This is a genomic window from Ruminococcus sp. Marseille-P6503 (genome assembly GCF_900604945.1).
Classification (GTDB): Bacteria; Bacillota; Clostridia; order Oscillospirales; family Ruminococcaceae; genus FB2012.
Window position 1 is genome coordinate 630418 of record NZ_UWPB01000002.1, and the last position, 26050, is coordinate 656467.

General features: G+C 43.3%; 24 protein-coding genes and 1 tRNA gene. 11 read left to right on the forward strand and 14 right to left on the reverse strand.

Annotated elements, in window-relative coordinates; translation table 11 throughout:
• The first annotated feature begins 526 nt into the window (after positions 1–526).
• Entirely contained in the window at positions 527–670 is a 144-nt protein-coding gene (locus EIH25_RS12455) for a hypothetical protein (RefSeq protein ID WP_164489207.1), read from the forward strand.
• A gap of 80 nt (positions 671–750) precedes the next feature.
• Here EIH25_RS12455 and EIH25_RS09020 read toward each other — a convergent pair.
• The 3 genes from EIH25_RS09020 to EIH25_RS09035 all read right to left on the reverse strand — a co-directional run bounded on the left by EIH25_RS09020 (position 751) and on the right by EIH25_RS09035 (position 7142).
• Positions 751–1889, reverse strand: a protein-coding gene (locus tag EIH25_RS09020; RefSeq protein WP_124100747.1) for an IS3 family transposase whose coding sequence is annotated in 2 segments (ribosomal slippage) — positions 751–1637 and positions 1637–1889 — 1140 coding nt in all. Because the reading frame shifts where the segments join, the coding sequence is not laid out codon by codon here.
• Between the two features lie 974 nt (positions 1890–2863).
• Positions 2864–6454: a GDSL-type esterase/lipase family protein gene (locus EIH25_RS09030; protein WP_164489208.1), complete on the reverse strand. Its 3591-nt coding sequence runs from the start codon at positions 6452–6454 to the stop codon at positions 2864–2866.
• 16 nt (positions 6455–6470) lie between these two features.
• Entirely contained in the window at positions 6471–7142 is a 672-nt protein-coding gene (locus EIH25_RS09035) for a GDSL-type esterase/lipase family protein (protein ID WP_124100750.1), read from the reverse strand.
• Between the two features lie 105 nt (positions 7143–7247).
• Here EIH25_RS09035 and EIH25_RS09040 point away from each other — a divergent pair, with 105 nt between their 5' ends.
• A complete protein-coding gene (locus tag EIH25_RS09040; RefSeq protein WP_124100751.1) occupies positions 7248–8129 on the forward strand; it encodes a LysR family transcriptional regulator in 882 nt (293 codons plus the stop codon).
• A 194-nt stretch (positions 8130–8323) separates the two neighbouring features.
• On the opposite strand, the gene EIH25_RS09045 is transcribed toward EIH25_RS09040, so the two are convergent.
• Both EIH25_RS09045 and EIH25_RS09050 read right to left on the reverse strand, forming a co-directional pair.
• Positions 8324–8716: a TIGR04076 family protein gene (locus EIH25_RS09045; protein WP_124100752.1), complete on the reverse strand. Its 393-nt coding sequence runs from the start codon at positions 8714–8716 to the stop codon at positions 8324–8326.
• 3 nt (positions 8717–8719) lie between these two features.
• Positions 8720–9253: a nitroreductase gene (locus tag EIH25_RS09050; RefSeq protein WP_124100753.1), complete on the reverse strand. Its 534-nt coding sequence runs from the start codon at positions 9251–9253 to the stop codon at positions 8720–8722.
• 412 nt (positions 9254–9665) lie between these two features.
• On the opposite strand from EIH25_RS09050, the gene EIH25_RS09055 reads away from it, so the two are divergent.
• From EIH25_RS09055 to EIH25_RS09085, 8 genes are all read left to right on the forward strand, one after another.
• The gene (locus tag EIH25_RS09055) at positions 9666–10460 is read left to right on the forward strand and encodes a class I SAM-dependent methyltransferase (protein WP_243113128.1); all 795 of its coding nucleotides are present in this window, start codon (positions 9666–9668) and stop codon (positions 10458–10460) included.
• A 255-nt stretch (positions 10461–10715) separates the two neighbouring features.
• The gene (locus EIH25_RS09060; RefSeq protein WP_243113130.1) at positions 10716–12176 is read left to right on the forward strand and encodes a HAMP domain-containing sensor histidine kinase; all 1461 of its coding nucleotides are present in this window, start codon (positions 10716–10718) and stop codon (positions 12174–12176) included.
• The gene (locus tag EIH25_RS09065) at positions 12148–12834 is read left to right on the forward strand and encodes a response regulator transcription factor (protein ID WP_124100754.1); all 687 of its coding nucleotides are present in this window, start codon (positions 12148–12150) and stop codon (positions 12832–12834) included. The genes EIH25_RS09060 and EIH25_RS09065 overlap by 29 nt, the downstream gene beginning before the upstream one ends.
• A 231-nt stretch (positions 12835–13065) precedes the next feature.
• Positions 13066–13188 (forward strand): hypothetical protein, encoded by a 123-nt coding sequence (locus EIH25_RS12675; protein WP_279254436.1) that lies wholly within the window; start codon positions 13066–13068, stop codon positions 13186–13188.
• Between the two features lie 74 nt (positions 13189–13262).
• On the forward strand, positions 13263–14042 hold the full coding sequence (locus EIH25_RS09070; RefSeq protein ID WP_279254444.1) for a DUF368 domain-containing protein: 780 nt from the start codon (positions 13263–13265) through the stop codon (positions 14040–14042).
• A 593-nt stretch (positions 14043–14635) separates the two neighbouring features.
• Positions 14636–14884, forward strand: coding sequence for a response regulator (locus tag EIH25_RS09075; protein ID WP_164489209.1), 249 nt, complete (start codon positions 14636–14638; stop codon positions 14882–14884).
• 337 nt (positions 14885–15221) lie between these two features.
• Complete coding sequence (locus tag EIH25_RS09080) at positions 15222–15647, forward strand: phage holin family protein (RefSeq protein ID WP_124098368.1); 426 nt, start codon at positions 15222–15224, stop codon at positions 15645–15647.
• A gap of 15 nt (positions 15648–15662) precedes the next feature.
• The gene (locus EIH25_RS09085) at positions 15663–16547 is read left to right on the forward strand and encodes a glycoside hydrolase family 25 protein (RefSeq protein ID WP_124100757.1); all 885 of its coding nucleotides are present in this window, start codon (positions 15663–15665) and stop codon (positions 16545–16547) included.
• A 284-nt stretch (positions 16548–16831) separates the two neighbouring features.
• Here the strand turns inward: EIH25_RS09085 and EIH25_RS09090 are convergent.
• The 6 genes from EIH25_RS09090 to EIH25_RS09115 form a co-directional block, all read right to left on the reverse strand.
• Positions 16832–16924: transfer RNA gene (locus EIH25_RS09090), tRNA-Ser, on the reverse strand.
• Positions 16925–17114: 190 nt separating this feature from the next.
• Entirely contained in the window at positions 17115–18209 is a 1095-nt protein-coding gene (locus EIH25_RS09095) for an electron transporter RnfD (protein ID WP_124100758.1), read from the reverse strand.
• 327 nt (positions 18210–18536) lie between these two features.
• Positions 18537–18911 carry a DUF3795 domain-containing protein gene (locus EIH25_RS09100; protein ID WP_124100759.1) on the reverse strand — a complete coding sequence of 125 codons (375 nt, stop codon included), beginning with the start codon at positions 18909–18911 and terminating at the stop codon, positions 18537–18539.
• A gap of 312 nt (positions 18912–19223) precedes the next feature.
• Positions 19224–19619 (reverse strand): GNAT family N-acetyltransferase, encoded by a 396-nt coding sequence (locus tag EIH25_RS09105; RefSeq protein ID WP_206425700.1) that lies wholly within the window; start codon positions 19617–19619, stop codon positions 19224–19226.
• A gap of 397 nt (positions 19620–20016) precedes the next feature.
• The gene (locus EIH25_RS09110; protein ID WP_124100760.1) at positions 20017–20316 is read right to left on the reverse strand and encodes a hypothetical protein; all 300 of its coding nucleotides are present in this window, start codon (positions 20314–20316) and stop codon (positions 20017–20019) included.
• A 38-nt stretch (positions 20317–20354) separates the two neighbouring features.
• Positions 20355–21014 carry an Imm5 family immunity protein gene (locus EIH25_RS09115; RefSeq protein WP_124100761.1) on the reverse strand — a complete coding sequence of 220 codons (660 nt, stop codon included), beginning with the start codon at positions 21012–21014 and terminating at the stop codon, positions 20355–20357.
• Between the two features lie 581 nt (positions 21015–21595).
• Between EIH25_RS09115 and EIH25_RS09120 the strand changes: the two genes are divergently transcribed.
• Positions 21596–22894 carry an SGNH/GDSL hydrolase family protein gene (locus EIH25_RS09120; protein ID WP_124100762.1) on the forward strand — a complete coding sequence of 433 codons (1299 nt, stop codon included), beginning with the start codon at positions 21596–21598 and terminating at the stop codon, positions 22892–22894.
• A 171-nt stretch (positions 22895–23065) separates the two neighbouring features.
• Here the strand turns inward: EIH25_RS09120 and guaB are convergent, their stop codons facing one another.
• From guaB to EIH25_RS09135, 3 genes are all read right to left on the reverse strand, one after another.
• Complete coding sequence (guaB, locus tag EIH25_RS09125; protein WP_124100763.1) at positions 23066–24544, reverse strand: IMP dehydrogenase; 1479 nt, start codon at positions 24542–24544, stop codon at positions 23066–23068.
• Positions 24545–24839: 295 nt separating this feature from the next.
• Positions 24840–25217: a metal-dependent transcriptional regulator gene (locus tag EIH25_RS09130; RefSeq protein WP_124100764.1), complete on the reverse strand. Its 378-nt coding sequence runs from the start codon at positions 25215–25217 to the stop codon at positions 24840–24842.
• A 133-nt stretch (positions 25218–25350) separates the two neighbouring features.
• Positions 25351–26028 carry a class I SAM-dependent methyltransferase gene (locus tag EIH25_RS09135; protein WP_124100765.1) on the reverse strand — a complete coding sequence of 226 codons (678 nt, stop codon included), beginning with the start codon at positions 26026–26028 and terminating at the stop codon, positions 25351–25353.
• Between the last annotated feature and the right edge of the window lie 22 nt (positions 26029–26050).

A 26050-nucleotide genomic window follows, 5' to 3' on the forward strand; every position in this document is an offset into this window, starting at 1 on the left:
CATTTTATGCCGCAAATTCCGTAAATGCGGACTTTTTTCATTTTATATTATTGGACAAAATTCGCTTTATAAAATAAAAAAACTAAATTTCAGAAAGAAAAAGCAAAAAACCTGAAATCCGAACCCTTTAGTCCACTTTTATCATTCATCTATTTTGTCAGTGCTTGCCATATAGCACTGACAAAATAGATGAAAGTGCCAAAAAGCCCGTAGCTGCGGGCTTTTTTGATACCCAAACGGCGAAAAAAAGAAGTTAAAAACCATAGATGAAAAAAGCCGAAAAACACCGTCTGAAAGGATTCGAACTCACGACATTTAAATATTTCAGAAGATTGAGGCATATTTGAGAAAGATAATCTCAGATATGCTCTTTGTAAATATAAAAAATAGTATACAAAATTTCAAGGACCGTTTTGTCTGATATCACGAAAGTGATGTTAAACAAAGCGGTCTTTTTTTATGCCCTGAAGGAGGCGGCAGCAAAAGGCATATAGAAACCGCAAATAAATATAACGGAGGAATAAGAATGAAAAGACTGCATTTTAACAGTACGCTCAATCACAAGAGGGACGGTTACAATACCTATTATGTCAGCGTGGAAAAGGTCGTTACGCTTTACGGCAACGAATTTTTAAGGCTGAAAAACGATACCCTTGACGATGGACCATAGTCAAAAAAGTAGACAAGAAAAGAGAAAAGAGAATTAAAAAAGAGATTCTGAACCAATGTCAATAAAGTGGACAAGAAAAATCAGAAAAAATTGAATTCAGCTTGAATAGGAGTCAAGCCGTTATTATGAGAATGAGGTCTTACCGAATTGTAAAAACCGTTAATGTACTGAAAAAGAGCAAGGTTTAAATCCTCAAAAGAAGAATAAGCCTTACGATTAACCTCTTCCTTTTTCAAGTATTTGAAAAAGCATTCCATAACAGCATTATCATAAGGATGCCCCTTTGCCGAAAAGGACTGAATCATGTTCAGATTGTCCAGATGTCTGCGAAATTCAGAGGATGTGAATTGGCTCCCTTTGTCCGTGTGGAATATTATACCTATGGATTTGCCTCTTGCGGCAACAGCCGAATTAACGGTATCTATCGCAAGTTTAGTATCAATTTTATTTGATAATTTGTATGCGATCACCTTCCTTGAAAACAGATCGAGAATTACGCATAAATAATAAAATCTTCCCGCTGCTCTTATGTACGTAAAGTCGCATACCCACGCCTTGTTCGGAGCAGATTGATTGAAATTTTGAGACAAAATATTTTTGCATTCTCCATTGGAAACCGATTTTGATTTGTGCTTAAATGGCTTAACAGTGCTCATTTTAGGTAAGTTCATACTCTTCATCAGACGGTACGCTCTGCCGGCGCTGATGTTTATGCGATAATCACGCTTAAGACAAATTTTCATTTTTTCAGCGCCAAAACGCTTTTTAGTTCTTGTATAAAGCTCAAGAATACATTTGCGTATATGGCGGTTTTCCTTTTCGCGGTTGCTTTCACGGTGATTTATGTATTTGTAGTAAGTACTTCGGTTTACACCGAGAACACGGCAAAGTGTTGTGATTTTGTGTTCACAGGAAAGCAGCTTAACGGCTTTTAATCTTTGTCTGAGTGAGGCGTGAATATCGCAATGGCTTTTTTTAATATCAGATTTTCCTCCTCAAGCTGTGCGTTTCGTTTCTGAAGCTCCTTGATTTGCTTGGAGGTAAGAATAGTGTTATCGTCCATTTTGACCTCTGAATACTTCTTTATCCAGTTGGCTAAGGCGCTGTGCGATATTCCGTATTCCTGACTTATCTGAGAATAGGTTTTCCCTGATTGATATAAATTTACGATTGTTTGCTTGAATTCCTCTGTGTACTTCGGTTTGCTTTTTCCTGACATTTTTTATTCCTCCTACTTGTCTTTTATTTTGATGTTTTTATTATATCTTACTTGTCCACTTTTTTAGTATATATCCAAAAGATTATGAAAAAGAAATATTAAAGCAAAAAGAGAATGGTAAAAGCAATCGACAAGTTTGCGAAATGTTTGGTTTTGTAATGAAGCAATTGAAAAATTTTATCAATCGTCATTATAAGAATAAAAGAAAACTTGAAGCAAGTGTAGCGCTTAAGAAAAAAGGCTGACCGCCTAAAGATTATGTTGTTTCAGAAGATGAAAAGGTTGCCGAGCTAAAATATATTCTCGCCCGAAAAGAAGCAAGGATAAAATCACTGGAAATGAAAAATGAACTGATGCGGGATTTTCTCTCGCTCACAGGAAGGAAGTGAGGACAAGCATAAAGTTTATGGTGATTTATCGTCATAAAAATAAGTACTCAATTAGTGAAACGTGTAGATTTTTCTCTGTTTCAAGAAGCGGATATTACACCTGCAAAGGATTTGCCTTTAACTGAAAAGATAAGAGAATGTCAAGAAAAGTGCTGTCAAACCTATATGCTGCCAAAAGAAAGGAAGAGGTCACCGCAGAGCTGCAACTCCACAGTGACCAAGGCTTTCTGTATACCTCACAAGCGTACTTTAAGCTAACGCAATCATATGGCATAACGCCGTCAATGTCAAGACGGGGAAACCCATATGACAATGCTTTAGCCGATAATTTCTTTTCAATTCTTAAAACCGAGTGTATTTACCGAACAAAACTCAAGTCTTATGAGGAGTTGAGCCTCCTCATAAATGAATACATTTACTTTTACAACCACGAAAGGTTGCAACTAAAAGCAAAACTGACTCCGTTGGAATACCGAAATCAGTTTGTTGCTTAAAATTTAATCTTACCTGCCATACGGGGCTTTTTGTGCTGTCCGCACAATTGGGGGCTGTGTATTTCAGCGGCACAGGCTCTCATTATAGTTTTTATTTATCCTTATGGTTTTTTCTGAAAATCGTCATAAGCGCCGCCATCGCAGTCAGTCCGCCCAAGGCCATGCCTTTTGCGCCTGTCGGCGGATTTGAGGACATACCGTTTGAAGACGGCATACTTGTTTTATCGTCAGTTTTGTCTGCCGTATTTACACTGCTTCCGTCAGATTCGGAAGCTATGCTGTCGGCAGCGGAACTGCTGTCATTTTCAGAGCTGTTGTTATCTGTATCGGATGAATTATCAGAACTGCTTTCACTTTCAGCGCTGCTTTCGGGATCGCTGTCATTATCCTCGCTGCCGCTGTCGGGGTCAGGTCCGTTGGTTACCGTAAGATTTGATATTGCGATATTACCTTTATAATCACAGCCTGACGTATTGCCGAATTTTATCTGAAGCCCGCTTATGCCATCGTAATCTCTGTCTGTTGTGATTGTAACATGAACCTTGTTAGAATCAAAATCATCAGGCTTCAGAATTACGCTTCCGATATTGACCCAGTTGAAATCGGCTTCATTATAGATCTCGCCTGTGAAGGTTCCGTCAAGCGTCAGGTCGTATTCAATTTTAGCGCCCGCGTAAACAGTTCCGTTATATGACGCGTCATACTGACAATACGGCCAGCTTGAATTATCAGACAGATCAACGCTTACATTATGAACCTCGCTGTTTTCATAAATGTATTTTCCTACGGAGAAATTGACCGTATAGGTATTGCTCTGAGCGCCGTCCTTGGAGGTAACGGTAACAGACGCGGCTGCCTTGCCGTCCTTAAGCGTGAGCAAAAGATATCCGTCGGTAAGCTCGCCGTCAGCGGACGTAACCGTCGCTCCGCTGTCCGACGCGGTCGCGTACAGCTTGACCTGCGCGTTCTTCGGCGTGCCGTAAGGAAGCTTCGTATCGTATACAACAGCGTCAGTTTTACCGCTTGAAAAACCTGTTACCGTTGTCTTTCCCTCGTCGTCGGCTGTTCTGTAGGAAAGACCCGATAATGTTCCGTCTGAATCATTTGTCTTGTTTATATACTCTTTCAGAAGATTTCCTATAATTTCGTAGCCCTTGGCATTGGGATGAATAGCGTCGAGAACAAGGTCGGGATTTACATGGTTTTCACCGGGGTGCGTACAGCCCTCTGGCGTTTCCTCTCCTGTATAAAGGAAAGGAGTATATGTATCGACATAATAAGCAAAGTCGTATTCGTCGCAAAGGTCTTTTACCGCCTGATCCACCATAACGATCCTGTTCTGCTTGCCCTCGTAGTTTTCAGGCGTAGACGCCATTATGCTGAAAACATAAATTTCAATATCTTTGCCGCTGTTCTTGGCTTTTTCAAACATTATTCTGTAGTTGCCCTTTATTCTTTCGACAACTGCCTCGTCGGTAGGCTCAAGACCTAAATCATTTGTGCCGCACTGCATAATGATCTTCTTGAAATCCCACCTCAGTACCTCGTCGAACCGTGAAGCGACCTGATCGGTGGTTTGTCCGCCGATACCGTAGTTTACACAGTCAGTTCTGTCAAGAATAGCGTTCCAGTCGCCCAGCGGCTTATAGAACGGCGCGCCCTCAAGAGCCTTCGCGTTGACCATAGGATTCTGAGTAATACTTGCGCCGATTATTGCCACTCCGTCTTTTTCTTTGTTTTCATACTTTTCCCATGGAACTGTCAGAACGTCTTCAACGTAGTCGACATATTCGCCTGTGCCTTCAAAGAGATAGATTCTTGCGCTGCCTGCGTCGACCGGAATATCCGCGTCTGTAACAGGATCTCCGGCGTAAAGCCTCAGCTGATCGAAATATCTGAAATTGCTTCCGAATTTCTTTACAATATCGGCTACAGAGAATTTCGCGTAATAACCTGCCGCTGTCTTTCCGTATTCAGTCGCCGGAATTTTTGCATAGGTTGAGTTTGCGTCCGAATAGCTGCTTGCAATAAGATAAACCGCGTTTTCATAGTCGCCGCTGTATTCGACATAAAATTCTCCGTCCTCACGAAGCCTTGTTGTATCAAATGAACCCCCGACGTGCTTTGTGTATATCCAGGTAAGTCTGCCCGTTGTGGCGCTTGAGCTTACAGAGCAGTCAACCTGCGTTCCGAGCTCACCATATGAAATAGGGTAGCCGTTCCACGAAATATTCTTGATCACGACGTCGGCATAATCGTCTGCCGTATACTTAACACGCAGCGCTTTAAGATATGTAAAATTCTCGTCGCCCCATGCCGCTATACAGTCCTCGTATGAATATTCAGCCCAGTAGCCGTTTTCCGCGTCTCCGCCCGTTCTTGAAGCCGTAATGTCAGCCGGCTTGTAGTCGCAGTTCCAGGTGTTGAAATTGAGCTTAGGCGCTTCGCTTCCCCCTGTGTATTCGATTCTGAAATAACCGCCCCGCGAAAGCTTTGCCGTATCGAATTTACCCGCGTATGGAATGGTGTTTGTTACCTGCAAAGCTTTTGTCGTTCCGTCGATTACACCGTCCGTATCTCTCACGACTGTTTTTACAAGCGTGCTGTCGCTTGCAAAGACCCTTGACGGCGCAGTCACCGCCGTTCCGCTTACGGGCGACTTTGCGGTTACAACGCAGTATATCCAGCCGCCGATATCGCTCATCTGCGGAGTATAAGCTTTTGAAGTCGCGCCTTCGATCTTCGTGCCGCCGACAGTTGAAGCAGATGAATTTACATACCATTGATACTCGTATTCAAAATTTCCGTCAGCCGACGCCGCCGCACTGACCTCAGCCGGTTTTCCGTACGCGCATACCGGATCGGCAAGCTCTGCGGAATCAAGCGTTATATCCTTTGAAACTGTAAACGCTACCGTATAGCTGTTTTGCGCTCCTGATTCAGCAGTAACGTTGAGCGTGCAGCTGCCCTTGCCGTTCTCAATAATGCAGGAAGCATTTCCGATCACAGCGCCGATGTCCTGCGCCGTGCCAGTCAGGCTTACGGCTGTGCCGTCTGCAAGTCCGTAGGGAAGGGTAACGTCATAGCTCAGCTTATCGGCTGAAAAATCGCTTACGGGAATCGCCATATCTGTTCCGATCTGATAGTTGAGCGAAGAAAGCCTTGCGTTATCTGAAGGGACGCCGTTTTTAAACGATACGTTTGATACATACACGCTTGCCTCTCCGCTGTCGGAGCTGAAAGCCTTTACCTGCATTGAAGTTACCTCTGCTGTAAATGCCGCGTTTGTGTTAGCTGTAATATGTGCAACGCCGTCTGTAAAGTCGTCCTTTGTAAGCGATACGATACACAAGGCCTCTTTCCAGTTAAGGTGAAGCTGAATTTTCAAGGTTCCGATATTTTCAGCATTGTCAACTCTGATATCGGCTGAAAACTCCGCGCCCGCTTTAACTGTGTCAGAATATTTAAGGCTGTAGCTTTTGGATTTCCAGGCGCTTAAAGCGCTTGAAATAAGATATTCTGACGGATCCTCAAAAATTGTTTCACCGCTTTGCGCCTCAACGGCATATGCGGTAAACTGAGTCTGCGCTGAATCAAAAACAAAGCCGGGGATTTGCGACGCGTTTACCGCAAGCAGCAGCGCAGCGGCCGCAGCCGCAATTTTCTTTCCCATTTTTTCCATAGTTATTCCTCCTAAATTATTCAGTCCATTCAGGCTCATTGATATACTTCATAAAGTCATTGAAAATTGCCCGATAACCTTCTTCTTTGATATGAATACCTTCAGTAGTATACTCCGCTTTCAGCCTTCCTTTCTCATCCTTTAAATTTGCGTTTATGTCGACGTAACGCTGGCTGTGCTTTTCGGCAAGCCGCTTTACAAGCTCGTTTGCCCTGCTTATTTTATCATTATTTCTCTCTTTAAGACATTCCGCCGTTTCAGGTGAAGCCGCTTCGCGATTTACCGGATAATATGCCATAAGGTATATTTCAACCTCCGGCACAGTCTCCTCGATTTTTGTGATTATGGCATCATAGTTTTTCATTATTGTATCCATCGGAATACGGGAATCGCTCAGATCATTGGTGCCGATATTAATAAAGACCCTTGACGGCATCAGGTCGGTGACGCAAACATCGACCGCGTTTAACAGCTCGGCTGTGACATATCCGCCGATGCCTCTGTTATACACGATCCTGTCGCTGCCGGATTCTTTCAGCAGCTTTTCGATCGGAAACATCTCCATAAGCGATGAGCCGGCACAAACGATCTGTCCCTTTTGCGCCGTAAGATTGGCTCTGCGGTAGGCTTCAAGCTTTTGGATCTTATCCCGTTGCGTCTGGTTAAGTTCTTCGGCATTCTTATTCATAATCGTTACCTCCGGAAATTTATATTGCAATATGATTTTTTGTATGTTATAATATAGCTTGTAAGCTATATACTGATTAACATTAATAGCAATGGAGTGATATGTATGGAATTTCAGCAGCTTAAATATTTTGAAACCATTGCCAGGACCCAAAACATATCTGCTGCCGCCAAGCAGCTTTTTATCGCTCAGCCCTCGTTGAGCCAGACGTTAAAAAGGCTTGAAAACGAGGTCGGCACAGAGCTTTTTGACCGCGTAGGAAAGCAGATCGTACTTAATGACGCGGGAAAAATATTTTTGAAATACACAAATGAGATATTTAAAGCTCTTGACAACGCCATGAGGGAGCTGAGCGCCTACAAGGACGAGCAGCTGACCAATGTTTGCATATGCGTTCAGGCGACGTCTTTGCTTTTGCCTGAAATCATCAGCGAGATCCAAGCCTCATATCCTAATATTCATCTTCAGCTTTTACAGCATACCGATATGGAGGAAACTATACCGCTGGATCTGAAAATCTATGCCGATTATACCTGCAAGCCTATGAGATCAAAGATCGTGCTTATGGAAGAGCCGATAGGGATCGTACTTCCTTCTGATCACAGGCTTGCAGATAAAGAGCATATTATTATGGAAGATTTAATAAATGAAAGCTTTATAAGTCTCAGCAAAGGACATAATCTTTACAATATAAATTCCTACTACTGCGATAAATTCGGCTTTGCGCCGAATATTTCAACCTACGTTGATTCGCCTAATATAATGCGGGATCTGCTGAAAATAAATCTGGGCATTGCCTTTGTTCCGCAGTACACATGGAGTTCTTTTTATAAGGACTCTCTGGTTTTCAGAAGTATCGGCGATATGCATATGACCCGCTGTATTATTTTATCCTGGGACGAAAGCCGTTATATGACAGCTTCCGTTGAGCACTGCAAAAAAGTCATTACAGACTTTTTTGTGCGGTATAAACGAAAGTTTATCTGATTTATTTTCTGTTTACATTATACATCATAATTCTTATAATGTAAAATATATATTATTCTATATATCAATAGCTTTAAAGCTATATCAAACGTTGTTGTTTTACAACTGCTGCACAGGAATTAAGCAGAACGGATAAATAAAAAACATAACAGCCGCGGCTTTTCTGCGGCTGTTATGTTTTTTGGGAAAAAGCTTTACGGCTCATCTATCCGTTCAATTTTAAATATAACCGGCCTTGTTCCGTCCGAGCAGCAGGTTATCATGGTGTTTTCCTCTTTCATCCACCCTCTCATGATAGAGCCGCCCTGTAATCCGGCATAAATATATCTGGCGATTGCGTCCCATGCCTCAGAGCAGTGCGGTTTTTTCGGACCGCCTGAAACGGTGTCGGGGTCAGCGCTTGTTTTGGATAAAGTATTCAGTCCCATGCACCAGAAATCGTCCCTGCTTTCGTCACGCTCAAAAATGAATTCATCGCCGACGTTATAGCACGGGCATTCTCCCGAATCCGGATCAGCGCAATACTGCCGCTGCAGATCAGGATACAGTTTTTTATCAATTACCGTTACCTTTACTTTATGCTTCATAGGTCAAGCATCCTTTACATAGAAAACCCTGTTTTCTTTTCTTGTCTTGGCTTCGGGATAATCGCCGTCGGTAAATCCCAGTGCACAATGCCCGATCCCCTCATATTCCTCTTCAATTCCAAGCGATCTGAGAAGCTCCTTTCCCCATGCGGTTTCAAATTCTTCTTTTGCCCTGTGGATCCAGCAGCTGCCGATACCAAGCTCGTGCGCTGCCAGCATAAGATTCCCCATAACAAGGCTGCCGTCATAAACACGGGTAGCCCAATCCTTTTTGGCGAGAACGATCAGTATTGCAGGGGCGCCGTAAAACGGATCAAATCCCTCTTTCCAGCCTCCGATCTCACAATTCATTTGTGAAATTTTATCTCTTACAGATTTATCGGTAACCTGAATGATTATAGTGTTCTGAGTTCCCATTCCGCTTGCTGCATACAGTCCGGCTTCGATTATTTTATCAAGGCTCTCCTGAGGCACCGTATCTTTTTTAAAATTACGAACGCTTCTTCTGGTTTTTATTTGCTCTAATACACCGCTCATTATATTTCCTCCTTAGAAAGCTTAAAAGGTTACATTGATCTTATAAATTAAATTATACCACATTTTAGTTTTCATTTCAACCATAAGACAGCGTTAGGATAATAAAAATACTGAAAGGGATACGCTGATAAAAATAATAGAGAAAATTCCGTGCCTTCGCTCATATGCGGAAATATCATATCGTTTGCCTGATTGTAAATTGTATACTCCGGCGCAGTCAGACCGTCCCCATGGAACCATATAACAAAGGCTTTTTGACCGTCTTTTCCCTGCCGCTGACTGAAATTCGTTATTTAGTGAGGGATTGACAAAGCTTCATATCCTGTGCTATACTATTCATGAAAGACGGGCGCCTTTCTCGGATTTTTTGTGACGATTTTTTTATCGCAGCGCCGCGGTCTTTCTTTTTTTTATGATTAAGCTTAATGACAAATCGGATTTTAAGGAGAAGAGCATGGTAGAATACAGCAGACAGAATAAGCAGGCTTGGGAATTCGATGCATATAATTTCTGGCGCCGGAAATGTAAGCCGGAAGAAAGGGCAAAAGCCGATATAAAAAATCCGATGGGTCAATTGAAGAAATATGCGGAGTATTTTGACTCCTATAAGGGCGTTAAAGTCGCTAATATATGCGGTTCATGCGGTAAAAAGGCGATTCCGTTGGCACTGCTGGGAGCAGAGGTCACTGTCTTTGATATTTCAGAAGATAATAAAAAATACGCCCTTGAGGTTGCGGATAACGCCAACGTCAATATCAGGTATCAGGTCTGCGATATTCTGGAAATCAATATGAACGTCTATGCAGATTATTATGACGTTGTATTTATGGAGGGCGGTGTACTGCATTATTTTCATGATATAATGCAGTTTATGAAAATTATGTATTCCCTGCTTAAGCATGGCGGAAAAATGATATGCAGTGATTTTCATCCGTATACCAAAATACAGGATACGCTTGGACTTGAGCAAAAGACAATGAGCTATTTCTCAACTCAAGTGTTTGAGGGAGAGATGGCGCATACAAGATTCTATGAAGATGAGCTAAGAAAGCGGATTCCGTTATGCAGCTACCGTAAATATACTGTAAGCGAGATTATAAATGCTGTAATACGGAACGGATTCACTTTAGAAAAATTTGATGAACACCCGTCTTGGATAAACCCGGAGCTGCCGGGAGAGTTTACTTTGATCGGAAGAAAGCAGTAAGCTTTTTCGGCAGCAATGAATTGATCCGGTATATATTTGTCCGAAATAACGGCCGCAGAGATTTACCCCTCTGCGGCTGTGTTTGTATTCTCTCCTCCGGCAAAACTGACCTTACACTGTAATCGCCGTTTAGCTTAATTGCGATTCCGCCGGCATAGTTATTTAACAAATTTTTTGCTCAGTTTATTCCCTGTTTAAGAATGCTGTGGGATCGTATGCTATAATAAACTTAGATCTGTGAAAGGAGGCGGGAGCGTGACGATTCGTAAAAGGTTGTTTATATCCAATATTCTGATGATTCTCGTTCCAGTCATTGCAACGGCGCTGGTCGGTCTGCTATGCGTGGGCGTTATACTTGTTTTTGTAATTGGCGGAGCGGGACTGGATCTGCGCGATACGGAGGATTTCAACAGGGTATGCCTTGCCGTTACCGAAGCCGTCGAGCATAAGCTCAGCAAAGGAACGGAGCTGTCCTTTCTGGACGCTTTGCTGGAAAACAACGGAATGACTGCGCGGGTTTTTTGCGGCGAAGCTGTTGTCTACTCCTTCGGAAAGACAGATAAAAATGACGCTGAGCTGGAGAAGGCGGTACAGGCTCTGGCAGGAAATTCAGTGGTATCTCAAAATGGCAGGAGCCTGTATAAGGGCTGTGAAACGATAAACGGAAAGGAGTACATAATCTATCTGCTGGGAGGCAACAACAGCGAAAGCTCCTATGCGGAACTTAAGACAGCGCTGGTTGTTTCTGCCGTTCTGATTATTTTGGCAATTTCCCTTTCTGTTGCGCTGACAAACCGTTTCCTGACAAGGTTTGTTTTCCGAAGTATCGAAAAGCCGCTGGACATTCTGACAAACGGCGTACATGAGATACGCGACGGCAATCTGGACTTTCATATAGAATATGACCGTAACGATGAATTTTTGCCGGTTTGCGGAGATTTCAACGAAATGGCTGTACGCTTAAAGGAATCTGTTGACAGAATACAGCGGCAGGAGCAGAGCAGGAAGGAACTGCTTGCCGGAATATCCCACGATATCCGCTCTCCGCTGACCTCGATTCAGGCGTATGTGGAAGGACTGCTGGACGGTGTGGCAAGAACTCCGGAGGCGCAGAGAAGCTACCTTACTACCGTCAAGGCAAAGGCACAGGATCTGGATCATATGGTGTCCCAGCTATTTTTGTTTTCAAAAATGGAACTCGGGGACTGTCCGGACAATTCGGTCCGGCTTCGGCTGGACGAAAAGGCGGCGGCAGCGGCTGCGGAAGCAAAGGAGGAATATGAACGGCATGGTCTGCACCTTGAAACCGAATTGACGCCTGTAACTGTAACGGCAGACCCGCTCCAGCTGGACAGAGTAATAGCCAATATCATGGAAAACAGCCTTAAATATAAGCAAAGGAAAACCGGTCTGCTCCGTATTGAACTTATAAAGAAAGGCTCAGACTGTATGCTGACCTTTGATGACGACGGACCCGGCGTACCGGAGGAAGCCTTGCCGCGACTGTTCGAGGCGTTTTACCGCGGCGATCCTGCCAGAAAGGATCCGCATAAGGGCAGCGGCTTGGGGCTGGCTATCGCGGAAAATATTATCACACGCGCCGGAGGAAGTATTCAGGCAAAGAAAAGCAAGCTTGGCGGGCTGAGAATTGAAATACGTCTGCCATGTGAGGAAGGAAGTGAAGCAGATGGCGAAAATACTGATCATAGAGGATGACGCTGCCATCGCCGCTATTGAGAGAGATTATCTTGCGATCAACGGCTTTGAGACGGAAATAGCAGGGGACGGTAATTCCGGCCTGGCAAAGGGCTGTACAAACGAATACGATCTTATTCTGCTGGACCTTATGCTGCCGGAGCTGGACGGCTTTGAGGTTTGCCGGAAGCTGAGGGAAAAAACAGATGTCCCGATTCTTATGGTAACGGCTAGACGGGAGGATTTTGACAAGATCCGCGGACTTGGGCTCGGCGCGGATGATTATATCGAAAAGCCTTTTTCTCCCAGCGTACTGGTGGCGCGGGTAAAGGCAAATCTGGCTCAGTATCAGCGGCTGACCGGAGGAAAAGCGCCGCAGGAGATTACTCTCGGAGGCGTGAGCGTCAATATAGGAACTCGTCGGGTATATGTGGACGGCAAGGAGATCGGGCTGAAAAACAAGGAATATGAGCTGCTGCTGTTTTTGATGCTCAATGCGGATCTGGTCTTTGACAGGGAAACCCTTTATGAAAAGGTCTGGGGCATGGACGCTATGGGCGACAATGCCACAGTAGCCGTACATATCGGCAGGCTGAGGGAAAAAATCGAAAAGAACCCCTCAGAACCCCGTTATATTGAAACGGTTTGGGGAGCGGGGTATCGTTTCAGAGGACGGTAAGTACCGTGCGTTTGCCGAGAAATCCGCTGCCGGCACATTAGCCGCGCCGATATCGGATATGTCTGAATAAAACGGAGCCTTATAAATACAGTAACCGGCGTATGCTGTCTTAAAGCGACAGCGTGCGCCTTTTTGTATTCCTCATATTTTATCTCCTGTTTAACTTTGGATTAAGTCTGGTTTATGCCTGTCTTTTATAATGAACGCAGTAAATAACAGGGAGGCGTTTTTATGGACAGGATAAAAGGCAGGGTCATTCAGGCAAAATTTCCGCCTGCAGAAAAAAACGGTATGACCCGGAAAAGAGAAAAAAGACTGATGAGGAGGGGATATTATGGAAAACAGTATTTGTAAAGCAAAAGCCGCGGAAAATAGAATCGGTATTCTGACGGCGGCGGGGCTGAGATTTTTACAGGGCGCTTATCGGTCTGGGAGCGGTGCTTCCCGGAATATCCGGCGGCGTTTTGTGCGTTGTATTCGGCGTATACAAAACGATCATGGACTTGCTTTCACATCCGGTTCAGACGCTGAAAAAGCGCTTCCGTACACTGATCCCTTTGATTTTAGGCGGCGGCTTCGGATTTGTCGTCGTAGCAAAGCTGCTGGGCTTTCTGCTGGACAGATATCCGGAGCCTTCCGTATGCCTGTTTGTGGGTCTGATAGGAGGAATGCTGCCGTCGCTTTTTCGGGAGGCGGGAGAAAAAGGACGAAGCAAAGGCTCCTTTATCTCGCTCAGTGTCTGCTTTGCGGCTGTGCTTGCTATGCTTCTTGGTCTTAAGCTTATCCACGCCGCAATCATACCTGATTTTAAATGGTATCTGTTCTGCGGCTTCTGCATTGCCCTGAGCGTCATTGCGCCGGGAATGAGCTTTTCAACGCTGCTTATGCCTCTGGGGCTTTATACTCCGTTGGTAACAGGGATCGGCAATTTTGATTTCGGCGTTTTGATCCCTGCTGGAGCGGGCGCGCTGCTGACGGCGGTCTTACTGGCAAAAGCGGTGAGCGGTCTGATAGAAAATCATTATAGTATGGCTTTTCACGGTATTATCGGTATAGTTACGGCTGCAACTATTGTAATTATTCCGTTCCGCAGCTTTGGCGTAAGCGCTGTTTCCTGCGCCGTAAATCTTATCTGCGCTGCGTTCGGAATCGTCGCCGCGCTTGTGCTTGACAGCTTTAATAGGAAAATTGAAATCCCTGCCGTCTGATTCAAACTTGCAATAGGAAATAGGGCTGAAAAAGAAAGACGGATCGCGGATTACGCTCCGAAGCGGGCGATCTCAGCCTTGCTTAATATATCCGACTTACTGTCAAATTGATTCGGGCGGCATGGCGATTTACTTACAGGATTTGTTATGTACTGATAATTTTGATATTATCGCCTATGCTGTTGTTTTTGCGGCGTTCAATTCTTTACTTTTATAAACGATACTTATGGACAATTTCCAACGCAGTATTATATTGACTAACAACAGAACTATCAAATATTATGGTGTCCTTTTTACATTGTACACAAAAAAGATGATATCAAAATGGATTTGCATAACTGGTTGGAATAGCAACAAAACAAGGGTGCAGAAAATCTGTACCCTTGTTTTTGATTTCAGCGCGTCAAGCGCGATAGTTCTGTCGGTAACAGCCTTGTCTACTTGTCCGACGTCATTGATATATTCGCATGGCAATTATTAATAACGACAGAATGAAAGATAATTTTAAAGCCTTGAATGGTAATTACACTAGTTGAATTAAAATCAAATATGTGCTAAAATAGTTAGGTAAAATGCAAATAAGGAGAATCATAATGCTATTGAAAATTGCTGTATGTGATGACGAGTTATCAGAAATAAAAAGAATCAAGGAATATATTACGCGTTTTTCTTTTGAAACAGGAATTGAATTTATGATTGACAGATATTCCAACGGAAAAAATCTGATACAGGTTTATAATAAAAAAACGGTAAAATACGATATCCTATTTCTTGATGTAGAAATGCCTGAATTAAACGGAATCAAAACTGCTCAGAAAATTCGTGAAATACCAGACAATTAAAACAGGGATTAAAAGATAAAATACAAAATCCATTGATAGCTCTCCTATAATTTTCATACTGATATTTTACCATAAATATTTACATAAAGCAACAGATAATTGAAAATTGCTCAATGTAAACAAATAAGTAAAGATAATTTTGTGCAGATTTCAAACACGAATATCAGCGTTCCGAACAATCGGGACGCTTTTATTATATCTAAAAATATGCTATGAAAGGGTGTTCTCTATGAAGCTGATGATCAGTACCGGCTGTAAAGTCCGGGCTGAACCGGATTTTCAGTTCGCAGGCTGAAAATATATCAAGAAAAATCACAAAGAAACGGAGTGAACCAATATGACCGAATTAAAAGCGGCGGCGCTTGCCGTTGTCGGAACGATAGGGGGCGGTATAGCCGCCCTGTTTGGAGGCTGGACCAGCGCAATGACGACGCTGATAATCTTTATGGTGGTCGATTACATAACGGGGCTGATAGTAGCGGGGGTGTTCAAGAAATCGGGCAAGTCGGAAAGCGGCGCGCTTGAAAGCAGAGCCGGCTTCAAAGGGCTTTGCCGCAAGGGGATGATACTGCTTATCCTGCTGGTGGCTTGCAGGCTGGACATCGCTCTGGGCACCGCGTACATCAAGGACTGCGTATGCATAGCGTTTATCGCGAACGAGACCCTTTCCATAATCGAAAACGCCGGACTTATGGGAGTACCAGTCCCCGAGATAATCACAAAGGCGATAGATGTGTTGAAAAATGAAGATAAGAATAAGTAAAACGGAGGTATAAATATGAAAACTAAAGGAATAGACGTATCATACTATCAGGGCGAGGTAGACTTCAAAAAAGTAAAGGCGGCGGGTATTGATTTTGTAATAATCCGCGCCGGCTACGGAAACGCTTTGGCATATCCTAAGCAGATCGACCCACGTTTCGAGGAATACTACAAGAACGCTAAAGCGGCAGGACTTAATGTCGGACCGTACTGGTACAGCTATGCGGACAGCGTTGAAGCGGCAAAGCAGGAAGCAAAATCATGTCTTGCCGCGATAAAGGGTAAAACTTTTGAAATGCCGATTTTCTTTGACTTGGAGGAACAGAAGCAGTTCGCGAAAGGCAAAAGCTTCTGTGACAGCATAGTAAAAGCTTTTTGTAACTCGCTTGAGGAGGCGGGATATTTTACAGGGCTTTATATCAGCCGTTCGCCTTTGCAGACATATATATCCGCCGATGTAGCTGAACGCTACGCGCTGTGGATAGCCGAATACAGCAGCAAATGCAATTACAGCGGAAGCTACGGCATATGGCAGTACAGCAGCAAAGGAAAAGTAAGCGGTATATCCGGCAACGTGGATTGCGATTACTGCTATGTTGATTACCCGACGACGATCAAAAAAGGCGGCTTTAACGGATTTAAAAAAGCTTCGTCCTCATCGTCTGCCAAACCGCAGACCTCGGCTAAGTCTTATACAAAGGGCACGCAGATAACGCTTAAAAATACGACCTTGTACGTTTCCGCGACAGCCAAATCCGGCGTAAAAAAGAGCGGCGCTTATTACATTTACGACAATGCTGTAGTTAATAATCGTATACGCATTACCAACAAAAAGAGTAATTGCGGCAAATTACCGATCGGACTGTATGTGACTGGGTGGATCAACAAAGCGGATATTTGATGTGAGATATGGCGAAAGCCCTCTCGAGGTTCGGGAGGGCTTTTTTGTTTCGATAAAAAAATGAGACAACATACCGATGTTGTCTCACCAAAAACCTATTGTAGGTTTGTAATATTACATTTTACTAAATTCGTCAATAGTATTCTGCTTTTTTGTGTCATATTTTGTGGCATATATATTGCGTTTGTGTCATAATTTTTATGATTTCGGCGCATTTTATCAAATAGCGGGTGATAACAAAACCGCATATCTACGGAATTTAACGTAAATAGGCGGTTTACGATTGGCGGAGAAGGAGGGATTCGAACCCTCGATGAGCTATTAACCCATACACGAGTTCCAGTCGTGCGCCATAAACCGGGCTAGGCGACTTCTCCGTTTTTGCAACATGAGAATTATAACATAAAACAAAAGGTTTGTCAATAGCTTTGATAAAAAAACTCAGGTTTTTTATGCGGAATTAAGATATATGCGCTGAAAGCAGCGGAAACACAGCTTGACCGCCGCCGTTGATTCTTTTCTGTGAAGATATGCGGCAGCGGCTTGCAGCAGCTGTAAAAGCGGGCTTTATTTATTCTGTCCCCATACAGCGTCGCCCATTTTTGATATGTACGCCGTTAATTCCTCAGCCATTTCATACTGCTCCGAGAGTCTGGGATGACCGGGAGTCGCTTTGCCCGAGCGTGTAAACATAAAATGCGAAACCTTTGCGTCACCCTCGGCATTAAGCTCTCCGGCTATTTCGTCAACAGCCTTGTCCCACTCGGGATCATGCATAAGAACCGTAAGCAGCAGTATAAACTGCGAGTCCGGATATTTTGTTCTCAGATCTCTGATGATTTCCTTATATCTGTTTTTCCACTTTTCCCTGAACAGCGGATCGCTTATGTCAGGATCGCCGTCTTTTTCATTATGCTGATCGTTCTGACCTACGGCGAAAATCACAATATGGGGGATATAGCCGGAAAAATCCCAGTCCGAAAAGCCTCCCTCTGCCTCAGGGAAATAGCAGACCTTGTTATAAGCCGTTTCCATTCCTATATGATCGGGAGCGTGATAATAGCCGGTTCCGTCAAAAATCGCAATTCCCCCCTGAGCGATATTGTTTATCTCCGCGCCGAGATTTCTCGCGGTTATCATGGAATAGGAATGCCATGCGTTGTCCCATTGTCCCTCGTTATTTTCCGGATCGCATTTGGCGGTATAGTCGGTCGCCTCGCATACCGCGCCCGCTGAAACCGAATCGCCGTAGCATTCTATTCGCCTTTCAGGCCGGGGCGCGGCAGGAAGTATCTCGGCATTTTCATCTACGGCAAAACCGTAAAAGTCAAAATAATGGGTTGCGTCCTGACGTTTGAACAGCGTTACTCTGTGCCTTCCGTATGCAAGGTTTTCCGCAAGCGTAAGATTGAACTTTTCATAGTTTGTGTCAAATCCGACCTTATACTCCCTGCCGTCAACGATTACTCCCAGCTCCATAACATTGTAAAATCTGTGATTGAAAATGACGGCGGAGATCCTTGTTCCCAAAAACTCAAGAGTTATAGACGTTCCGGCAAAAACGATCTGGGGAGCGGACTTATCTTCCCACCCTATTCTCCCCATATATGATATTCTTTTATCGTCCGCCGGTATAAATTTCAGATTTTCAAGTGATTCCATAATACTTTTCCCATGCCTTTCTCAGCAGGCGCTCGCCCCGTAAAATTATCGGACATTTAAGCAGCGATCGTATTGCCTAAAAGCTGTCCTTTCCATTTACACAGCCGTTACGCCGTTATTTTTTATTGATTTTATAGACGAAAATTGTCTTATAAGCCTTTGTAAGCGTTTATAGCAAATGTCTAAGACTTTTCGTATATTTATGTTTATCGTTTTATATCTCCGCGCAAGCTGATCCTGTAAAGCCGGATTTCATTTTAGCGCCGCGAATAAAACGATACGCACAATTGCAACACGGCATAATCATGTTACCGCTTGTCATGGCATTTACCGCGTTCCCGTCAAAATGAAATTCATCAGCTGCTCCGCGTCATCAAAGTCATCATAGTCGCCGTCTATGCCGTCTCGATGATATACAACTCCTCTTTTCTCGTTTTCTTCCAAACAATCTAACAATTTATCTTCTCCATATTTTTTTATAAACATGGTGAAGGTATATGGCTTGATTTTGCTTAATAATCCCTTTCTGCAATCCTCCTGACACATATAGCAATGAGAGATTTCCTTTTCAACAGAACATCTTTTATTCTCGCACCTGTCGTTATCAGGGCATTCATTTGAACCGCAGCCGTTGCATTTTACATTTTCTGAACACAGACAACAGGCAAGACCGCATCTTGCTATCCCTAATTCTCGTTTCATAAGCGCCTCCGTAAATTGACGATTTATCAATGATTACAATATACGCGCTATATCGCTCGCATATTATGTTTTTTCATATATCTGCCGTATCGTTTTACATTGTCTTATTAACTGCGTAACATTTCAAAGCAAGTTGCTACCTGTTCAGATTATCCTTTCCCTTCTGTTCCTTTACAAAAAGTTCCGTAGCAAGCATAGGAAAGGGGTTCCCTTTCCGTAAAAATCACTCGTTTTCGTCCGCGACAGAATGAGAGTTTTTGGCTTGTTGGGAATATCCCAAACCCACATCAAACTGGAATTTTGCGCATTATGTCATTGTTCAAATCTGGTCTCCAACTGGCCGCAAAGCATGGTGCAAAAACCAAATTTCTCATAAAAACAGCGTAGTTTTTCTTCTCCATATATTACAGAAATCATATAGATGCCTCTTGCCTTGATTTCTGATATCGCCCTGTTCATAAGCTCTGTACCTATGCCTTTTCCCTGGAATTCAGGTGCAACCATAACATCCTGAATGTAAGCATCAGTCACATTGTTGCTTACAACATTCAAAAATCCTATCATTTTTCCGTTTTCCGTACATATGATACTGAAAAGATTTTCCATTTGGGGATTTGACATCATTGCTTTTAATTCATTCCATCCAACACTTTTTCGCAGATGGCACATTTGGTCTATGTCAAATTTTTTACATACTGAATACTGCATATAAATGTCCTCCAACTTCAAATTTGCCACTTTGTATGTTTATATTATAGCACCTATATATGAATTTTTCTATCATTTTCCCTGCATTTGTATGAAGTAGCAGAGCACGCCGCCCGCAAGTGCGTCTGCCCCTGCTGGTGTGGCAACCAAGATAGCGAAAGCAGCGAGCGCTTTCTCCCTCTATACATATATCTGCCCGTATCGTTTTACATTGTCTTATTGAGTTAGGGCGGCAAAAAGCGTCAAAATGCTATTTGGGGCGTTTGCAATCACAGTTGCATACTCCGATAAATCAAGCGTTTATGCGGGTTTTGGGCGGTTTGCTCATTGTGCCGCTAAAAAGCATAATACTATTTTTTTATCTATTTATATAGCTGCTAATTATTTTAACTTCAGCCTAATTTATATCAAAAAACTCACAGATTCTTTTTTTATTTTCTGGAATACTTACAACATATGAAAAATTGGCTATCTTTTCTTTGTAATCAACTTGAGCATTTGGAATAAAATTTTCTTTTTTACATTGCGAATTTTCACAATAATACAGCCGTTCTTTAATCTTTAATTGTAGTTTCCAGTCTTTAATTTTTCCTATATCCATCATACCATAAAAATTTTTAAAATGACTTGACTTCATTTTGCAAACTGGACAAACAGCATTATCATTTAAATTCAATACACATAATATTATAGTCATATCTTTTTTCTCATAACTAATAAATTTATATTCACTACTTATTTTTTTACTAATTCTTCTAAGGATTCTATTATTTCTCGAGAACGACTTTTAGTATACTCTACAATATCAGGCTCATATTTGCATTTTATACCTTGAATTTTTGATGCTTCTTTCACATACCATTTCCAAAATTCTTTTTCCTTATTATTTCTTTCCTCTTCTTGATTCTGCTTGTCTTGATATTTCCAAACTATAGATGTGCAATAAGAAGTATCCAATTCATCAAATTCTAAATCGTTATCCTGATCAATTGTACCATAATCTTGATCAATCAATGGTTCATCTTCGTCTAATATTTGGATAAAATGACTAACTGCTTGTTGCAAATAGCTAATAGTAAAAATATTTGTCCTGGCAACTTCCCTTTCACACATTGAATAAAACTCTTCTAATTTTTCTTTATAATTATCATTAAAATTTTCTAGGTCAACATTTTGTAATATATTATTAACAGATTCTTTTAAATTTATCTCATCCCAATTATTTGTAGCTTTTCTAATACATTCTATTGCAAGCTGTATTCTCTTCGATTTTCCAGAAGTAGCATTTTTAAATGAAAGATTATCAAACTCCTTCCATAACCTTTTTCTCTGTGCTAAAGTTAGAACTCCTACTTTATCTACTTCATTCATAAGTTCAAAATACAAATTTTCCATTCATGTCATTCTCACTTTACTTAAAATATTTTCCATAGAAAAACTATGAGTAAATTTAAACGCATAAATAATCTAATATATCTATGATTATCATATTTATTGTTTTACTACATTTATCTTATTAGTTTTTATTGATTTTATAGACGGAAATCAGCTTATAACTTCTTATAAGGGTTTATAGAAGCGAGGAAAAGTACTTTGTTTTCAATGTTTTTCTGTATCTCTGTATATTCTGCCGTATCTCCACATAAATTCGTTTTGTAAGCGCGGACGGCAAAAAAACGTCAAAATGTTGTTTGGGGCGTTTGAAATCACAGTTGCATACGCCGATAAATCAAGCGTTTATGCTGGTTTTGGGCGGTTTGCCCATTGTGCCGCTAAAAAGCATAATACTATTTTTTATTTTAAACCTTGTACACTTTATTGTCAAGAATAGTAATCGTTTTCACAAAAATGTTCATGCAAAATACAGATTTTTTGTGCAAAACGCTTGCAAATCCGGCTTTGTTGATGTATAATAATTTTGCTGAAAGTATTTAAGGCATAAAAGCTGCCTTAAAGTAAAGAAAGGAAAAAACTCTATGAAAAAAAAGCTTGCATTTACACTTGCGTTGATGATGACCGCGATGTCATTTTCCGGCTGCGGCGGTTCAGATTCAAGCTCAAAAACCGAAGAAAGCAGCTCGGCTAATCAGTCGCAGGCGTCTGAAAGCGCTGCGGATTCCGGCTCCGGCGATTCTGCGGCAGAGCTTAAAGCGCCCGTAAACGACGGCGCTGTAGACGTTTCTCAGGGCTGTACGGAGAATATGCTTATCCGTTCAGTGCTTAACGAGGGGGATACCTCAAGGCTCGCCGCCAAGCTGAAATACGCAAAGGACAATCCTAAGGAAACCACGAAGATCACCTTTATGGGCGATTCTATCACCGCCGGTTCGTCGGCGTCGTCCTCTTCAAATCAGTATGTCAACCAGTTCAAGACCTGGTGGGAAGAGAACGTAAGCTTCTATGTTGACGTTACTAACGCGGGAATAGGCGCGACCGATTCCTACCTCGGCGTTCACAGGGCTCAGAAGGACGTGCTGGACGCTCAGCCTGACATTATCTTTATTGAATTTATCAACGACGTAGACAATGATTTTTACAAGTCTACTATAGACAGCCTTATCAGAAAGTGCCTGTCCGCTGAAAATAATCCGGCTGTTGTGCTTGTTGAAATGACCATGGAGGACGGAACCTGTCCACAGAACGTTCACTCCGAGATCGGTCTTGCCTACAATATTCCGATAATTTCCTACCATGACGCTGTTCTTCCTGAGGTAGAAGCGGGAAATATCGCATGGAAGGATATTTCTCCTGATAACATTCACCCCAACGACCAGGGTCACATAATGCTGGGTCAGATGCTTACAAGCTTTGCCTCAAAGGTACTGGAAACCGCGGATTCCGCGGGAGAGCCGTCAGCGTTTGACGCGGAGTCGCCTACGGGTGATAAATACGCCGATGCGCTTATAGCCGACAAAACAACTGCCGATTCGGTTACGGTAACCGACGAAGGCTCCTTTACAGAGGCTTCATCTCCGTGGAATTTTGCAAACGGCTGGGCTACCAATTCCGGCGGTTCAATTACATTTGAAATGGAATTCAAAAACCTTGGTATACTCTATTACAAAACCGTTGACGGAAATACCGGCAGCGTAACCGTTAATATCGACGGCGAGGACGTAGCAAGCGTGAACGGCGACTTCACAGGCGGCTGGGGCGACTATGCCACAAACAGCGAGCTTTATACGTCTGAAGAGTCGGCCAAGCATACCGTTACCGTTACGGTGGACGAGGGCGGAGCTCAGAATTTCGAGGTTCTTGGCTGGCTTATTTCGTAACAGAGATAAACGGCCGGAGCCGCTTGCCATATAAAAAACAGCAGAGGGACGGCTTATCGTTCCCTCTGCTTTCAGACCTGTTTTCACTTGTATATCATGTGAAGACAGGTTGTTTTTTATATATAAAACAAGCGGACGAAACTATGCCGTCCGCTTTTGCTTTCTATGAAATCAGATCTGCGCCGAATAGTTAGGCGCTTCCTTGGTTATGTAAATATCGTGAGGATGAGATTCCTTAAGACCCGCGCCTGTAATCCTTACAAACCTTGCTTTTTCATGCAGAGCCTGAATGTCAGGACAGCCGCAGTAGCCCATACCTGAACGGATACCTCCCACAAGCTGGAAGATTGTGTCGGAAACAGCTCCCTTGAACGGAACACGTCCCTCAACGCCCTCAGGAACAAGCTTTCTCGCTCCCTCCTGGAAATATCTGTCCTTGGAGCCCTGCTGCATAGCCGCAAGCGAGCCCATTCCTCTGTATACCTTAAAGGAACGTCCCTGATAGATCTCCATTTCGCCCGGAGCCTCCTCGCAGCCTGCCAGCAGAGAGCCGAGCATTACAACGTTCGCGCCGGCGGCAAGAGCCTTTACTATATCGCCGGAATACTTGATTCCTCCGTCCGCGATAACCGGTATATCATGCTTCGCGGCGGCGCAGGCAACATCGTAAACCGCGGTTATCTGGGGAACGCCGATACCGGCTACCACACGGGTAGTGCAGATAGAGCCCGGGCCGATTCCTACCTTGAGAGCGTCTGCTCCGGCGGCAATAAGCGCCTCGGCAGCCTCGGCTGTAGCGATATTTCCCGCGATGACCGGAATATGAGGGAAGGCTTCCTTCACCTTCTTCAGACAGGTAATAATATTCTTGGAATGTCCGTGAGCGGAGTCAAGTACAAGCACGTCTACCTGAGCGTCAATAAGCGCCTTGGCTCTTTCAAGCACGTCCGCGGTTACTCCGATAGCGGCGCCGCAGAGCAGCCTGCCGTTTTTATCTCTTGCGGAATTGGGGTACTGAACGGCCTTTTCAATATCCTTGATGGTTATAAGTCCCTTGAGCATACCCTGATCGTCTACCAGCGGCAGCTTTTCGATCTTATGCTTCATAAGGATCTTCTGAGCCTGCTTAAGATTTGTATTGACGGGAGCCGTAACAAGATTTTCCTTGGTCATAACGTCGGAAATCTTAATATCAAAATCAGTAATGAAACGCAGATCGCGGTTTGTAAGAATACCTACAAGCTTGCCCTTTTCGTCAACGACAGGTACGCCGGAAATTTTGTACTTGCCCATAAGCTCGTCGGCTTCGGCAACGGTTCTGTCGCCGGTGAGAGAAAAAGGATTGACAATAACTCCGTTTTCCGATCTTTTTACCTTGTCAACCTCCTCGACCTGCTGCTCGATGGTCATATTCTTATGAATAATTCCGATGCCGCCCTCTCTTGCAATGGCGATAGCCATTTTGGATTCCGTAACGGTATCCATCGCCGAGGTCATGATAGGGTTGTTGAGCGTAATATCCCCTGCAAGTCTGGTTTTCAGGTTTATCATATTAGGAGTAACGTCCGATTCTGCGGGAATAAGAAGAACATCGTCAAAGGTCAGTCCTTCCTTTCCGAATTTTTCTTTCATACTGTTTTCATTAAGCATTTTACAACCTCCCACATCGATTAGCTTTTCCAAAAATTTTTTACTATATTATTCTTAATAATATACACCATTTGCCCGGAAAAGTCAACCTGACGCAATAAATAATTAATTAACTTTTTATTTCAGCACAAAAGCCATGTATCAAAGCGGCAAAAAACCGTTTCCGGTATTCTGCGGAAACGGTTTTAGAAAGTTTTTATCTGTGCTCTGAAAAACAGCCGCCCGTGATCAGCCAAGCCGCGCCGCTGCGCATACTTATATGATATCTGCCGCTGCCGTCTTTCCGTCAGCTTTATCAGCCGTCAAGATAGGCGTCTACGAACACGTTAAGCTTTTCATACGTTTCATGGCTGATGACGTGTTCAATCTTGCAGGCGTCGGTATTGGTATTTTCCTCGCTTACGCCAAGAACGTCGCGCAGAAATCTGGCAATAAGCAGATGACGGTCGTAAACCTCTCTGGCTCTGAGATAGCCTTGCTTTGTCAGAACAATCTGACCGTCCGGCTCGACGGTAATAAAACCGTTTTCCTTGAGAATTCCCATGGCTCTGCTTACGCTTGGCTTGGAATATCCAAGCTCCGCCGCAATATCAATAGACCTGACGTACCCCGTTCTCTCATGAAGAATAAGAATAGTTTCCAGATAATCCTCGCCGGATTCTTTTATAGCCATAATAAACCGCACCTCGCTTTTGCTGCCCGTATTCATAGACGCATAAATACAGCCCTTGTAGCTTCTTATGATAAATTTAATACATTATAACATACTGCTGCGACAATTGCAACTGATAAACGCCTTCAGCTGATTATTTTATCCCCATAAAGCCTGCCTGCATATATGAGGTCCAGACCGTTTCGACTCTGCGGAAGCCGCAGGACTCAAGCAGAGCGGTATGCTCTTTGGCAGTAATGGGAAAGTATTCTCTGTTATATCTTTTTAAATGCGCGTTTGCCGCTTCCTCGCTTTTGCCCCGCGACAGCTGAAAGCTTTTCCACATATCCAGAAAAAGCCTTTCGTTTTCCGAATTTTCAGGAGCATTGTTCTCAAAGACTATGAAAATACCTCCGGCTTCAAGCGCGGTATAGCAGTTTTCTGCCGCAAGCTTTCTTTCCTCTGCGGAAAAATAGTGACTGACCATAACGGAGGTAACAACATTGAACTCCGAGTTATAATCCAGCTCCAGCGCCGAGCGTTTTACAAGCTCGGTTTTTTCTTCGGTTTTTTCAAGTCTGTCGCGGGCTATATTCAGCATTTCGTCTGAAATATCGCACATGACCAGTCTTTCAACCGTGACAGCGCTGTCGTTCAGTATTATTTCTCCGAGCGCTCCGCTGCCGCATCCTACGTCAAGCCACCGTACCGCGCCGTTTGCCGACGTTTTTGCCAGCGCCACGGTCAGCGAAAGCATATTCCTATAAAACGGAACCGTCCGCAGGATGTTCCGCTCGTATTCCCCGGGAGAAAACGCACAGCCTGCGCTCATCTGAATACCTCCCTCTGAAAAC

Bases quoted from the DNA above. Each gene is read 5' to 3' on its own strand.
- EIH25_RS12455 (WP_164489207.1), top strand. From the start codon at position 527: ATGAAAAGACTGCATTTTAACAGTACGCTCAATCACAAGAGGGACGGT.
- EIH25_RS09030 (WP_164489208.1), bottom strand. From the start codon at position 6,454: ATGGAAAAAATGGGAAAGAAAATTGCGGCTGCGGCCGCTGCGCTGCTG.
- EIH25_RS09035 (WP_124100750.1), bottom strand. From the start codon at position 7,142: ATGAATAAGAATGCCGAAGAACTTAACCAGACGCAACGGGATAAGATC.
- EIH25_RS09040 (WP_124100751.1), top strand. From the start codon at position 7,248: ATGGAATTTCAGCAGCTTAAATATTTTGAAACCATTGCCAGGACCCAA.
- EIH25_RS09045 (WP_124100752.1), bottom strand. From the start codon at position 8,716: ATGAAGCATAAAGTAAAGGTAACGGTAATTGATAAAAAACTGTATCCT.
- EIH25_RS09050 (WP_124100753.1), bottom strand. From the start codon at position 9,253: ATGAGCGGTGTATTAGAGCAAATAAAAACCAGAAGAAGCGTTCGTAAT.
- EIH25_RS09055 (WP_243113128.1), top strand. From the start codon at position 9,666: ATGATTAAGCTTAATGACAAATCGGATTTTAAGGAGAAGAGCATGGTA.
- EIH25_RS09065 (WP_124100754.1), top strand. From the start codon at position 12,148: ATGGCGAAAATACTGATCATAGAGGATGACGCTGCCATCGCCGCTATT.
- EIH25_RS12675 (WP_279254436.1), top strand. From the start codon at position 13,066: ATGGACAGGATAAAAGGCAGGGTCATTCAGGCAAAATTTCCGCCTGCA.
- EIH25_RS09075 (WP_164489209.1), top strand. From the start codon at position 14,636: ATGCTATTGAAAATTGCTGTATGTGATGACGAGTTATCAGAAATAAAA.
- EIH25_RS09080 (WP_124098368.1), top strand. From the start codon at position 15,222: ATGACCGAATTAAAAGCGGCGGCGCTTGCCGTTGTCGGAACGATAGGG.
- EIH25_RS09085 (WP_124100757.1), top strand. From the start codon at position 15,663: ATGAAAACTAAAGGAATAGACGTATCATACTATCAGGGCGAGGTAGAC.
- EIH25_RS09095 (WP_124100758.1), bottom strand. From the start codon at position 18,209: ATGGAATCACTTGAAAATCTGAAATTTATACCGGCGGACGATAAAAGA.
- EIH25_RS09100 (WP_124100759.1), bottom strand. From the start codon at position 18,911: ATGAAACGAGAATTAGGGATAGCAAGATGCGGTCTTGCCTGTTGTCTG.
- EIH25_RS09105 (WP_206425700.1), bottom strand. From the start codon at position 19,619: ATGCAGTATTCAGTATGTAAAAAATTTGACATAGACCAAATGTGCCAT.
- EIH25_RS09110 (WP_124100760.1), bottom strand. From the start codon at position 20,316: ATGACTATAATATTATGTGTATTGAATTTAAATGATAATGCTGTTTGT.
- EIH25_RS09115 (WP_124100761.1), bottom strand. From the start codon at position 21,014: ATGGAAAATTTGTATTTTGAACTTATGAATGAAGTAGATAAAGTAGGA.
- EIH25_RS09120 (WP_124100762.1), top strand. From the start codon at position 21,596: ATGAAAAAAAAGCTTGCATTTACACTTGCGTTGATGATGACCGCGATG.
- guaB (WP_124100763.1), bottom strand. From the start codon at position 24,544: ATGCTTAATGAAAACAGTATGAAAGAAAAATTCGGAAAGGAAGGACTG.
- EIH25_RS09130 (WP_124100764.1), bottom strand. From the start codon at position 25,217: ATGGCTATAAAAGAATCCGGCGAGGATTATCTGGAAACTATTCTTATT.
- EIH25_RS09135 (WP_124100765.1), bottom strand. From the start codon at position 26,028: ATGAGCGCAGGCTGTGCGTTTTCTCCCGGGGAATACGAGCGGAACATC.